The 13067-nt window shown below is 63.1% G+C and carries 10 protein-coding genes and 1 pseudogene; 5 read left to right on the forward strand and 6 right to left on the reverse strand.

Annotated elements, in window-relative coordinates; translation table 11 throughout:
* Positions 1–47: 47 nt before the first annotated feature.
* Positions 48–2975 (reverse strand): alpha/beta hydrolase, encoded by a 2928-nt coding sequence (locus tag V1277_RS06190; protein ID WP_334415440.1) that lies wholly within the window; start codon positions 2973–2975, stop codon positions 48–50.
* A 590-nt stretch (positions 2976–3565) separates the two neighbouring features.
* Here V1277_RS06190 and V1277_RS06195 point away from each other — a divergent pair.
* Together V1277_RS06195 and V1277_RS06200 are read left to right on the forward strand one after the other, a co-directional pair.
* Positions 3566–3730, forward strand: a pseudogene (locus V1277_RS06195) (SDR family oxidoreductase); the annotation flags it as partial.
* A gap of 108 nt (positions 3731–3838) precedes the next feature.
* Positions 3839–5110 (forward strand): IS701 family transposase, encoded by a 1272-nt coding sequence (locus V1277_RS06200; RefSeq protein WP_334415441.1) that lies wholly within the window; start codon positions 3839–3841, stop codon positions 5108–5110.
* Positions 5111–5341: 231 nt separating this feature from the next.
* Here the strand turns inward: V1277_RS06200 and V1277_RS06205 are convergent, their stop codons facing one another.
* Both V1277_RS06205 and V1277_RS06210 read right to left on the reverse strand, forming a co-directional pair.
* A complete protein-coding gene (locus V1277_RS06205) occupies positions 5342–5563 on the reverse strand; it encodes a hypothetical protein (RefSeq protein ID WP_334415442.1) in 222 nt (73 codons plus the stop codon).
* Between the two features lie 129 nt (positions 5564–5692).
* Positions 5693–6670, reverse strand: a complete 978-nt coding sequence (locus V1277_RS06210) for a magnesium transporter CorA family protein (RefSeq protein WP_334415443.1) — start codon at positions 6668–6670, stop codon at positions 5693–5695.
* A 339-nt stretch (positions 6671–7009) separates the two neighbouring features.
* On the opposite strand from V1277_RS06210, the gene V1277_RS06215 reads away from it, so the two are divergent.
* Positions 7010–7699 (forward strand): L,D-transpeptidase, encoded by a 690-nt coding sequence (locus tag V1277_RS06215; protein WP_334373720.1) that lies wholly within the window; start codon positions 7010–7012, stop codon positions 7697–7699.
* Between the two features lie 28 nt (positions 7700–7727).
* On the opposite strand, the gene V1277_RS06220 is transcribed toward V1277_RS06215, so the two are convergent.
* Positions 7728–8882: an extensin family protein gene (locus V1277_RS06220; RefSeq protein ID WP_334415444.1), complete on the reverse strand. Its 1155-nt coding sequence runs from the start codon at positions 8880–8882 to the stop codon at positions 7728–7730.
* 85 nt (positions 8883–8967) lie between these two features.
* On the opposite strand from V1277_RS06220, the gene V1277_RS06225 reads away from it, so the two are divergent.
* Positions 8968–10596 (forward strand): fatty-acid--CoA ligase, encoded by a 1629-nt coding sequence (locus V1277_RS06225; RefSeq protein WP_334415445.1) that lies wholly within the window; start codon positions 8968–8970, stop codon positions 10594–10596.
* A 151-nt stretch (positions 10597–10747) separates the two neighbouring features.
* On the opposite strand, the gene V1277_RS06230 is transcribed toward V1277_RS06225, so the two are convergent.
* Positions 10748–10993, reverse strand: coding sequence for a hypothetical protein (locus V1277_RS06230; RefSeq protein WP_334415446.1), 246 nt, complete (start codon positions 10991–10993; stop codon positions 10748–10750).
* A 94-nt stretch (positions 10994–11087) separates the two neighbouring features.
* Here V1277_RS06230 and V1277_RS06235 point away from each other — a divergent pair, with 94 nt between their 5' ends.
* On the forward strand, positions 11088–11981 hold the full coding sequence (locus tag V1277_RS06235) for a LysR family transcriptional regulator (RefSeq protein WP_334415447.1): 894 nt from the start codon (positions 11088–11090) through the stop codon (positions 11979–11981).
* Positions 11982–12025: 44 nt separating this feature from the next.
* Here V1277_RS06235 and V1277_RS06240 read toward each other — a convergent pair whose 3' ends face one another.
* Positions 12026–13060 carry a hypothetical protein gene (locus V1277_RS06240; protein WP_334373717.1) on the reverse strand — a complete coding sequence of 345 codons (1035 nt, stop codon included), beginning with the start codon at positions 13058–13060 and terminating at the stop codon, positions 12026–12028.
* Between the last annotated feature and the right edge of the window lie 7 nt (positions 13061–13067).

Genomic DNA, 13067 nt, shown 5'->3' on the forward strand with positions numbered 1-13067 from the left:
GTCGCGCAAGTCGGCGGCGCTCACTTTCGTTGGCTCCCGCGGATCGCCTAGCGCGGCTTAAGACGCCACCAGCTCGGAGGAAGCTGGCCCATAGGCATGCCACTGATCTCCACCGGCTGACGCGCATTCGGCGGCCGCGTACCTTGCGTGATCAGTATCGAGATGTCGTTGAGGAGGGAGACTGTGGTCGCATAGGGGCTGTGACCCAAGCCGAACAACTCTTCTCCAATTGCGGTCACGTCGATTGAATCAATTCCGTCGACAAGAAGTGGTCCGCTCTCAGACACGTCTCCGGCCCGGGCGATATTGCCGGCAATCCTTTTCGATGCAGCCAACGCACGATCCGCTGATGACGCATATAGGGTCATCCCGGGAACGGCCGCTCTGACTTTAGCTACGATCTTTCTGTAGTTATCCTTGTCGACATCGGGCGCAGCCATCAGTATCTCCGCAATTCCGAGCGGATCGTTCGCATGCTGATGATTGGCGAGCGCCTCCAGCACCACAAGGTTGCCCATACTATGAGCCAGAATGTCGACGCGAATCGCGCCGGCGGAGCGAAGCTTTCGCAAAACTTCGACGAAGGAATCGCGCGCACCATAGGCGCTGTCGCGGTCATAAACATAATCAAGGACAGCGCCCCGCGACGGCCATGAAAACAGAACGGGAATGCCCTGATACTGCAGGTCCCAGAAGATCTGTCCGGCGCGGTAAAGCGCGTCTCGAAATGTCGTATTGAAACCGTGCACGAACACGAGAGCGCTACTCTTGCTCGATGACGAGATGAGCTTCATCCAGTCCTCGACCGGCCGGACATCGACGCTCTTGATGGTGAAGTGCTTCTGAGGATCCAGCCTTTCCTCGTAGAAGGTGAACGAGAGCACGCTCAGCTTGAATGGCAGCTCGACCTTGCCGATCTTGTGAGCCTCGGGAATTTGGACACTTGCGGTGCCGTAGGTGATCTCGTCGGCTCGTTCTCCTGAAAAGTAGGCTTCGTCGGACGATGCCCTGCGGTTGGTGGCATATAGGAAGGACGACGTCAGGGCTGGCGCAAGCGGTTCGGTGGGTTTATCCGGCTTGTCGGTGCCCGGGAACAGCTTACCTCTCAGCCGCGACATGGCCGGCGCGAGCGGCTCGGCGGGCTTGTCCGGTTTTTCGGTGCCTGGAAGCGGCTTGCCGGTCAACCGCTCGTAGAGCAGCGGCATCAGCACGGTGATGGGATCGACCGGCGCAGCGGCGCCAGGCTGTGTTGCCGGCTGCGAGACGACCGGCGCCGGGACGGTGTTGACCGGTTGCGCGAGCGCCGGCGCGTTGGCGATCGGCGTGACCGCCGGCGCCGGCTTGCCGGTCGCAAGCACGGTAAGAAGCTGCATGATGTCGAGCTGCTTGCCGGTAAGCGCCGACTGCAGAATCAGCGGCAGCAACAGTTCGAGGCCTTGGCCCGGCTTGGCTGGATCGGCGGCCATCGGCTTCTCCTTCGATAGCAACATGAGAAGGAGTGGCAGCCGTTGCTGCAGGTCGAGCGCGGCAGCGCCAGCGGCGGGACCCGTCTCCGCGACCGTAACGCCGGGCTTGACGGTTTCGACCCCGAGCGAGACGCCGAGCGCTGCCGCCGTCTCCGGCCCGACCGCGCCATCGACGACCATGCCCTCGGCTTCCTGGAAACGCAGCACGGCAGCTTGCGTGTTCAATCCGAACTCGCCGTCGATCAGACCGGGATCGAAGCCCTTGGCGGCCAGCGCCGCCTGGATGCGCGCAACCACGGCCATATCCATGTTCGGCGCACCGACCTCGTAGATGACGGCAGGCGAGCTGACCTTGATCGGCGCGGCATTGTCATAGGAGATGCCAGGAATCAGGATGCCGGTGTGCCAGCCGCGGCCATGCACCGTGTCGGCCACCACGCCGTAACGCCGTCCCTTGGCCTCGATGGTGCCGCCGTTGCCGTCGCATACCGCGATGTGGCCCATCTTGCCCGGACCCGGCGGATAGCGGAGCACGATGCCGCCGACGGTCGCCGCCGCCTCCTCCACCGAAACGCGCTTGCCGAGCCGCTCGAGGTCAGCCTTCCAGGCGCCGGTATAGGCATCGGCCTTGGCCGGCTGTGCCGTGTGGTCGACGCAGCCGTAAAGCGTGCCGGCTTCCTGATAGACCAGCCATGAGACGAACTCGGCACAGTCCCACGGGCCATGCCAATGCGGATCGTCCTTCGGCACCTGGGTGTTGACGTATTGCTCGCCGATATGCGCGCGGGCGCGCTGCACCAGGCCCGCACCCGAGGGCACACCGCTCGCGGGCGGCTGGGCAACGGCTACGGCAGGCAGACCGTCGAAGAAGGCGTCGGCGCTGCCGGCCTTGTACATGCGATGGGCCTGACGCCACTGCTCCTCGGTCAGGTTATTGCCTTTGCCCGACTCGCGGCCTGCGATGGCTTTCAGCAGGGCAACGGCCTGCACGGCATCGTCGACCATCTCCTTCGTCAGGATGGCGTTCGCGTCATAGCCGGGCACGCCGAAACCGTGGGCGCCGGTCCACTTCGTTCCGGCCTCGCCGATCCGCATGCCGACATAGCTGCGCGACAACAGGTCGAAGTTCGAGGCAGCGCCGTTCACCGGCGAGGGAAAGCGCGCGATCTTGTGGCCGCCACCGATGATGCCATAGCCGGTCTGGCCGAAGCGCGCGGCGCGCGCGCTGGGATATTGTGCGCCGGGATTGTTGTAGCGGAACGATGCAACCTCACTACCTACGACATCGTCGCGGTTTTCCGCGGTGGAGGGATCTGTAGACCTGCCGATCTGGCCGAAGCGCGCGGCACTCGCGCTGGGATATTGGGCCCCGGGATTGTTGTAGCGGAGCGATGCGACCTCGCTGCCTGCGACGTTGTCGCGGTTTTCCGCACTGGAGGGATCCGTCGAACTGCCGATCTGACGGGCCGACCAGGTGCTAGTCGGCGTTCCCGTCGACAACTGGCTCAAAATCAACTTCAGGAGTTCGTCCGAGGCTGGATGCGATGGTAATTCCTCACCGCTCGGTGGCGAGGCCTGCGCTTTCTTGGGCTTCCAGATATTCAGAGCTCGTAGAAGATGGTCTATGATATCGGTTACAGAGTAGCTTGAGACTACAATCCCAGCGAGCCCGATCCAGCTGCTCCGATCAAATGGGATCAGCTTCTCAACGCCGACGATAAATGTTGCCACAATCCCGATAACGAAGCCGATTAGCAGATTGACGATCAAGCGGCTCGGCACGAAAAGATCACGGAAACGCAGGCTCATGCGCGACGCCGTATCCCGCAGCCGCGAGAGGCCGCTAGCAGCTCTCAAGCCTTGCGCGAATAGTCCCAACAACCCGCCAACCAGAACAACAAGAAAAAGCGTGGTGTGATCCATCACTCAATCTCCAAAGTATCCGTGGCGCGCAGCGGACAAAGCGAAGAGATGCAGGCCTACAGGCCTACCTACGCGCCTCAACCAGAAAGTGCAGATCATCCATATAAGCCGTCGGGAGGTCAACGGGATCATCGGCCAGCGACTCGCAATGCTGCGGGCTTATATCGGCTTGGGTTGCGATCCTGTCGCCGGGCACCGAGAAGATCGTCGAGCAGCAGATTCCGATGCACCGCCTCGGCACGCCGGACGAGGTGGCGAAGATCATCTACGTGTTGTGCACGGAAACCAGTTCGTATGTGAACGGCGCCGAGATTCACATCAACGGCGGCCAGCACGTTTAGTGCGACGTATCTCGTAGGGTGGGCAAACCCTACTGAGTCAGAGGGTCGCGGGCGATCGACTAGAAGAATCAGATAATTGCGAGATTCAAGCTCAGCGTGGAGGCTAAGATGAATCTCGATATCCGGTTTGCGTCCTATGTTGAGGAACTTGCGAGCGCGATGGGTCAGGCGGATCGGGCTCGACCGCTGCGCGACTACTGCACCGGGCTGATCCTGCCGGGCGAGCGCAAGAGCGTAGAGCCGATGGCGGCGCGGACCGATCCAGCGCGTGTCTCTGCGCAACACCAGTCGTTGCTGCACTTTGTCGGTGCTGGCGGTTGGTCGGACGAGAAGGTGCTGGCCAAGATCAGCGAACTGGTGGTTCCGGCAATCACGAAGCACGGGCCGATCGAGGCCTGGATCATCGATGACACCGGCATCCCGAAGAAGGGCCGACATTCGGTTGGGGTGAAGCCGCAGTATTGCGGGCAGCTTGGCAAGGAAGCCAATTGCCAAGTGGCAGTGTCGCTGTCGATTGCGAACCACTTTGCCAGCTTGCCGGTCGGGTATCGGCTCTATTTGCCGAAAGAGTGGGCCGAGGATCGCGCGCGTCGGGATCGGGCCGGGGTGCCTGAGGACATCCGCTTCAAGACCAAACAGCAGATTGCGCTCGAGTTGATCCAACGGGCGCACGCGGCAGGCCTTCCGCTGGGAGTGCTGTTGATGGACCTCGACTACGGCCGTGACTCGCGATTGCGCACGAGCGTGTCTGCCCTGGGATTGAGCTATGTGGCGGGCATTCAGCCGAACGTGTTGATGTGGGCGCCTGGCACCGGTCCGAAGCGGCCCGACAAATCGCTCAACAATAACGGCCGACGCAATGAGCCCGATCTGATCTCGGCCCAAGAAGTGGTGCGTGCTCTACCTGAGCACGCCTGGCGCACGATCCGCTGGCGCGAAGGCTCGGCCGATTGGCTGTCCTCGCGCTTTGCACGGGTGCGCGTACGCGTCGGCTACAATGGTGCAATCCCCGGGCAGGTCGCAGAGGAGTGGCTGCTGATCGAGTGGCCGGAGGGCGAAACAAAGCTCAGCAAATACAAATACTGGCTCTCCACACTGCCGGCAGAGATCAGCTTCCGCCAGCTCGTCGATATCACCAAGATGCGCTGGCGGATCGAGCGCGACTATCAGGAACTCAAGCAGGAGGTCGGGCTTGGGCACTACGAAGGGCGCGGATGGCGTGGCTTCCATCATCACGCAACGCTCTGCATCGCGGCCTATGGGTTCCTGGTCTCCGAGCGAGCCGCGATTCCCCCCTCAGGACCTCGTTCCCCCGCGCTGCTCTCGACGCCTGCATTACCCGACGGTTATCGACCCCGCGGATCCGCCCTTGCGGCCTGAACGCCACATTCCAAACTCGATCGCGACCATGCGTGCACGCTTGATCAAAGCGCTTACAAAGTGGCTCCCGCGATGCCCCTGTTGCGGAGCCCGTGCCGCTCGATATGTCAGAAAGCGCTCGTGACGCAGTAGGACAAAGGAGCGCTAGCGACGTGCCCACCATCTATCACCGACCGCGCTGCTTGATGGTGGGCACGCTTCGCTTTGCCCACCCTACAAGATCGCTGCCATTCACTCCGCGCAAGACTTCCGCTGCGCAGTGCGCAGAGCAGTCGTCGCAGCGACGTTGGATGTGCTCGAACACTCGTCCTCGTTCTCGCCGTCCGCCAGCACAGCACCGCAGTGCCGGCAAAGCCGCGTCGAGAACGCCTGCGCCTTGCCAACGCTGCGGCCCTGCTGATAGCGGGCCAGATCGATGACGTTGCGTGGCGACATTATGAGTTTCTCAACCATGGGATCCTCGCGGCCTGAGAGACACGTTATCGCAGACAAGTTTCGACCATTCGTTCAGTCCACCGCTCAAATTTTAGCGGTGGGATTGAGCCGATCTTTCGCACATCGGGAACCGCACGGAACTGTGATCTACAACCACTTCTTCCATCTGAAGAACAAGTACGGCAGCACTGCTGCCATGAGCATCATGATGAGCGCCATCGGATAGCCGTGAGGCCATTCGAGTTCCGGCATCACCTTGAAGTTCATGCCGTAGACCGAGGCGATCAAGGTCGGCGGCATCAAGACCACCGCCATCACCGAGAACAGCTTGATGATGTTGTTCTGTTCGAGATTGACGACGCCGAGCATGGCGTCGAGCGTGAAGGTGATCTTGTTGGAGAGGTAGGAGGCGTGATCGGTCAGGGAACCGACGTCGCGCTGCATGGTCTTGAGCTGCTCGCGCATGTCCTTGGACCATTTGACACCCTCCACCACCGCCGACAGGAAGGTGACGACGCGGCCGATCGAGACCAGGCTCTCGCGGATCTTGGAGACCAGATCCCCCTTGCGCCCGATCGCGATCAGGATCTGCGAGTATCGCTTGGCCTGGCCATGCCGTGCGCTTTCGGGCTCGAAGATATCGTGCGAGACCTGGTCGACCTCGGCGCCGGCGCGCTCCAGAATGTCGGCACAGCGGTCGATCACCGCGTCGAGCAGTTCCATCAGCACCATCTCGCCCGATATCCCCGGCAGGCATGAGCGCGCCAGCTTGTGCTCAACAAGCGCAAACGGCTTCGGCTCGTCGTAGCGCACCGTTACCAGACGGTGACCGGCGAGGATGAAAGTGACGGCCGTGGTCTTCGGCATATCGGTGTCGGATTGGCACATCAGCGTCGCGGTCATGTAGCGGGCGCCGCTCTCAATGTAGAGCCGGCTGGAAATCTCGATCTCCTGCATGTCTTCCCGGGTCGGCACCGCGATCCGGGCCAGCCGCTCGACCGCGCGGTCCTCCTGCCCCGTCGGGTTCAACAGGTCGATCCAGACCGCATTGTCCGGCAATGCCGCCGGGTCCACGGCCGGGAGCTTCTTCAGGGTAGATTCGAAGGGAACAAACACCGAAAACATAGGCAACTCCGGAACCGGCGGAAATCCCACCCAGGGCACTAAACCCGATTCTGGCAAGCGCTTCATGACCCTCGCATTAACCGGCGGTCGATATTTATGGCAGCGGGGTGGCGGCGGCGCGGCCGCGATTTGGCCCTGCGCCATACCTGCCCGGAAAACAACCAGAAGTCGCAAAATTTGCGGCATAAAAGCCACAGCCAGCCTTCCGCAGCGCAGAATGGACGCGCAAATGCTGGCATATCAGCCGGCTTTTGCGGATAATGAGATTAATGGAATCGTCGCGTTTGAGGCGCAAGATTGCGGCTTGCGAACGCCTGACTTTCGATTGGAAGTGTAACCATGTCGTCGCTGAAAGTAATTTTGGGGCTGCTCGCCGCCGGCCTTGCGTTGTCTGGCTGCATGCCGGCAACCACCTATCAAGCCGCCCCTGAAGCCACCCTCAAGCCGAACGACAAGGCCCAGCTCGCCAAGGCGCGCTACGCTGCGGTCAAGCCCCCAGAGCCGTTCCGCCGCGCCATCGTCGATTATCACCGCAAGGAACTGCCCGGTACCATCGTTGTCGATTCCGACAACCATTACCTCTATCTGGTCCAGGACGGCGGCAAGGCGATCCGCTATGGTGTCACCGTCGGCGAGGAAGCCCTCGCATTCTCCGGCATCGCGCGCGTCGGCAACATGGCGGAATGGCCGAAATGGACGCCGACCGCCGACATTCACAAGCGTATCGAAGGCCTGCCGGCTTCGGTGCCCGGTGGAGTCGACAATCCGCTCGGCGCCCGCGCGCTCTACCTGTACCAGGGCAACCGCGACACGCTGTTCCGCATCCACGGCACCAACCAGCCGGAATATATCGGCGCCTCGATCTCGTCGGGCTGCATCCGCATGACCAACGAAGACGTCATCGACCTCTACAGCCGGGTGAAGACGGGCACCGTGGTCGTCGTGCTCGAGCCCAAGCAGGGTGACTCGCCGTTCAATTCCAAGATGGCGCTGCAGGGCGGCGGCAACAGCGGCCCGATGGCGCAGTAGCCGACGCCGGTTACACTGCAGTGGAAGATCAAGAGCGCCGGTTTTTCCGGCGCTTTTTCGTTGCGGGCTTCTCCTCGCGCGCCGGCTCGGCCTTTTCCGATTTCTCGCCATTTGATTCAGCGTCCGGTTTGGCCGCATCGGGCTTCGCACCAGACTTGTTTGCATCAGGCTTGTCAGACCTGTTCGCGTCGGATTTGGCGTCGTCGGGCTTGGCGGCGACCTCGCGCGGCGGGGCTTCCTCGGGCCGTTCGGCCGGCAATAGCGGCGCTCTCTGCGGCAGCGGGTCCCAGACGTCCCATTGGCAGATCCGGTAATTGCCGCGTCGTTCCATCAGATCGAGATGGATGTGGTCCTCGTGGTACCAGTCCGAGCCCGGGCCGAGCACGGTCGAAAACCGCGCGCACATGGAATGCAATACGGCCTCGCGCAATTGCCGCGGCACGGTGCGGTCGGTCAGCGAGATCGAGGTGCCATCGGCGAGCTTGAAGGCGCGAACGTCGAGCGCGTTGGCGCGGCCGTGCTCGGAGAGCTTGGCGCCGACGATACGGTTGCGACCGCGGCACTCGAACGAATCGAAATTGTCGAGATCGGAGACGGAACTGCCGAGGCGTTCTGCCAGCGGCGCGATGTCCTTGCGGATCCACTCGGCCAGCGCGGACGCCATGGTACAGCGCAGGATCGCCGCCGGCTTTACCGACACCCGTCGCTTGTCCGGCAGCACGATCGCCTCGAGCCGCACCAGATCCTCGCCGCCGCAGCCATTGGCGCCGCGGATGTCCGGGATGCTGGGCGCAATGGCGACTTCGTCCGTCAGCGCCAGGCGGCACTCGGAGGGCTGTGGCGTGGGCTCCGGTGCAGGCGCGGCCTGCTCCTTGGCCTTGTCTTTCTCAGGCGACGCCTGCTCCCTCTCGGCCGGCTTCTCGGGCTTGGCAGACGGCGCCTCAGCGGGACGCGGCTTCGGCAGCGGCACAGCCACACGGCGCGCCTTTCCTCGCGCACGCGGCTGGAATTCCCTGAACAGGTCATCCCACGGCGCGGCGCGCGAGGTTTTCGCCGCCCAGGCCGGCTCGACTGGCATGCCAATCAACAGCGCCGCGGCGGCAGTGGTAACCATTGCCGCTGCAATGCGGCCAAAGGCGCCATTAGCCCATTTTCGGCTTGCTTTCTGCGCGGTAAAGTTCATTTCAATTCCATGAACTTAACCCCGATCCGCGGACAATGTTCGGCGGATCGTGCGGCAACAAACAAACCATCGGAGGAAAGTGCGTATGCTCGGATTGATGCAAGACTGGCCTTTGCTTTGCCATCGGATTATCGAACACGCGGCGAAGTATCACGGCACGCAAGAGGTCGTCACGCGGTCGGTCGAAGGTCCCATTCATCGCACCAATTACGCCGAAATTCATGCACGCGCGCTGAAAGTATCGCAACGGCTCGACCGCGACGGCATCAAGCTCGGTGACCGTGTCGCCACCATCGCCTGGAACACCTGGCGCCATCTCGAATGCTGGTATGGCATCATGGGAATCGGCGCGATTTGCCACACCGTCAATCCGCGGCTGTTCCCCGACCAGATCGCCTGGATCATCAACCACGCGCAGGACCGCGTGGTGATCACCGATACCACCTTCGTGCCGATCCTGGAAAAGATCGCGGCCAACCTGCCGAGCGTCGAGCGCTACATCGTGCTGACCGACAAGGCGTATATGCCGCAGACCACGCTGAAGAACGCGGTCGCCTATGAGGATTGGATCGCGGAAGCGGACGGCAAGTTCACGTGGAAGGACTTTGACGAGAATACCGCGGCCGCGATGTGCTACACCTCGGGCACCACGGGCGACCCCAAAGGCGTGTTGTATTCGCATCGCTCCAACGTGCTGCACGGGCTGATGGCCAACAACGTCGACGCGCTCGGCACCAGCGCCGCCGAGACCATGCTGCCGGTGGTGCCGTTGTTCCATGCCAATAGCTGGGGCATCGCATTCTCCGCGCCTTCGATGGGCACCAAGCTCGTGATGCCCGGCGCCAAGCTCGACGGTGCTTCGGTCTATGAACTGCTCGACACCGAGAAAGTCACCCATACCGCCGGCGTGCCGACGGTGTGGCTGATGCTGCTGAACCACATGTCGGCCAACAATCTGAAACTGCCTCACCTGAAGAGCGTGGTGTGCGGCGGCTCGGCGATGCCGCGCTCGATGATCAAGTCGTTCGTCGACATGGGCGTGCGCGTGCGCCACGCCTGGGGCATGACCGAGATGAGCCCGATCGGAACCGTAGCCGCGCTGAAGCCGCCGTTCGCCGAACTCACCGGCGAGGAGCGGCTCGACATCCTGCAGGCCCAGGGCTACCCGCCGTTCGGCGTGGAGATGAAGATCACTGACGATGCCGGCAAGGAACTGCCGTGGGACGGCAAGACCTTCGGCCGCCTCAAGGTGAGCGGGCCGGCGGTCGCCAAGGCCTATTTCAAGGTCGATACCGACATCCTCGACGAGGAAGGCTATTTCGACACCGGTGACGTCGCCACCATCGACCAGCATGGCTACATGCGGATCACCGACCGCTCCAAGGACGTCATCAAGTCCGGCGGCGAATGGATCTCGTCGATCGACCTCGAAAACCTTGCCGTCGGCCATCCCGCGGTCGCGGAAGCCGCCGTCATCGGCGTCTATCATCCCAAATGGGACGAACGTCCGCTGCTGATCGTGCAACTCAAGGCCGGCCAGCAGGCAAGCCGCGAGGACATCCTGAAATTCATGGATGGCAAGATCGCGAAATGGTGGATGCCCGACGACGTCGTCTTTGTCGACGGTATCCCCCACACCGCAACCGGCAAGATCCTGAAGACGGCGCTGCGCGAGCAGTTCAAGAGCTACCGCTTCCCGAACGCGGCGGCGTGAGGCGATCCTGTCGCTGCCGGCTCGGCAGGGACAGCCGAGACAATCAGCCGGCGTGAGTGAGATCTCACGCCGGCTCTCTGGCAGAACTTTCGCAATTTTCGTGCAGCTTCACGGCGGGTTTCCTCGCAGCCCCGCCGTTCATCTCCCGATATCAGCCGCAGGGTTTCGCCGCAGCGGTTCGTTGATGGTCACGCCGCAAGGCGATGGCCTGCCAGGCGTCGCGTAACCGTCGAACTGCTGACTGAATCGATGACGCAATCGCTGCCGCCCGTTGACGGTGCGCCATCGCTGCATAGGCCGCGACATTGATGCTGCCATTGGCATGGCGCAGCACGGCACCGCCATCGCCATCGGCGAGCCGTTTCGAACCGCCACTCAGAATCTCATGCGCTAACATCGTCTGGGTCTCCATGAAGTCGATGGACCCAATCTATTCCTTCCCACAAAGGAGATAATCGCATATAATTTCGCTTCATTCGTGAAATGATTTCATGAACAGTACCTCCGACGAGATGAATGCCTTTGTGCGCGTGATCGAGCGCGGCAGCTTTGCCGCCGCGGCTGACGATCTCGGGATCACCCCGTCGGCGCTTTCCAAGCTCGTAACCCGGATCGAGGACCGGCTCGGCGTCCGCCTGCTGACGCGCACCACGCGCCGTCTGGTCCTGACCGCTGAAGGCGAGTTGTTCGTCGCCCGCAGCCGCGAAATACTTGCATCGATCGAGGCCGCGGAAGCCGAGATCACGGCGGCCAGCCGCGCGCCGCGCGGCCATTTGCGGATCAGTGTCGGAACGACCTATGCCAAGCAGATCCTCGGTCCCGCGCTGCCGCTCTTCCTAGCCCGCTACCCTGAGATCACTGTAGAGCTTCTTGTTTCGGACCGGCAAATCGATCTTGTTGCCGAGCAAGTGGATATAGCCATCCGCTCCGGATGGCTCGGCGACTCCACCCTCGTGGCGCGCAAGCTCCACGACGCCAGACGCCTGATCTGCGCCAGCCCGCACTATCTGCAGAAACACGGCTCGCCGCGCGTGCCCGCCGATCTGTTGCAGCATAATTGCCTGACGATCACCGGCTTTGGGCAGTTCAACCAATGGCCGTTCCACACCAGCGAAGGCATCAACCGGCTTGCCATCTCAGGCACGCTTGCGAGCGATAATGCCGACCTGCTGCTCGACGCGGCGGTGGCGGGGCTCGGCATTGCGCGACTGGCGGATTTCGTGGTCGCGCGCGCGTTGCAGGAGGGCACGCTCGTGCCGCTATTGATGGACAGCCATCTCAGCGAGCCGTTTCCGGTTCACGTCGTGACCGTACCCGGCCGTCACCGCGCGCCACGCGTCAAGGCCTTCACGGAGTTCATGGTCTCGCAGATGGATGGCGGGTGACTGTGCGATTTCGACGGGCGCGCGTAGTGCGCCCGTCGAAAAGATCAGCGCGAGAGCGCCAGCGCGTCGAGCCGTCGCTGCGCGTCGGGTTCGCCCCATTCCTTTGCTCGCTGATACCAGATACGGGCCTGCGCGACGTCCGCCAGCGGGCCATCGGCGCCCATCTGCCTGAGCCGCGCCGGATCGTAGGTCGAGCCGACGAGCAGCGCCGCGCGCGCATCCTGCGCTTCCGCTCCACGCATCAGCACCAGCCGCGCCGACTGCACATCGCCGGCGGCGAGCAGGTCCTGCCCGCGTTTGATCAGGGCAGCGATCTCCTTCGGATCGAGGCTTCGCACGACCTCCGCCTGCGGCCGCACGGCCGGCATCGGCGGCGCGGCTGCGGCCATGGCGACCGGCGGCGGTGCGGCGACCGGCGCTACAGCAACCGGCGCGGCAATGACCGGGGCTGGCGCGGCAACCGGCGGCGCAGCGACGGGGGCCTTTGGCACAGGCGCCCAGGTCAGCCGCGTGGAGGTGCCGGTGAGCGCCACGCCGTTGCCGTCACGCAGTTCCGCCGTCACCAGCATCTGGCCGGTGAAGCCATCCGGCGGAATGACCGAAACGCCGGAAATCTCCGTCGCCGACACGCGCCATTCGCTCGGACCGACACGCTTGCCGGATGTGAGCCGTGCGCCGGCAGTAAGTCCATTGATGGATACATAGGCGTCGGGCGGCGGAGAGCCGACGTGGATCCCGAGCGGCACGGGATCGTTGGCGAACCCGCTGCCGTCCTGTACGGCCAAGGTCGCCGTACGCCTCGCTGGCTGCGGCTGCGGCGCCGGAAGCACCGACGATTTCACCGACTGCCAGGCGGCCGAAAGCGACGCATTATCCTGGTTGGCCGGGCGCTGCGACGACGGAATGGCCATGACGAGAAGCATCGCGATGCTCGCCGCGATCGCCACGGCGATCGAGAACCGGATGACCTGCTGGAACAGCGCGCGGCGTCCCGACAGGTCGCGGAGCACGGATGGCGCTTCGACCGGCGCGGTCTCCCTCGCCTCCTGCATGGCCTGGGCCACGGCTTTGGTGAACATTTCGGAA

It is taken from the genome of Bradyrhizobium sp. AZCC 1588, assembly GCF_036924735.1.
In the GTDB taxonomy this organism is placed as follows: Bacteria; Pseudomonadota; Alphaproteobacteria; order Rhizobiales; family Xanthobacteraceae; genus Bradyrhizobium.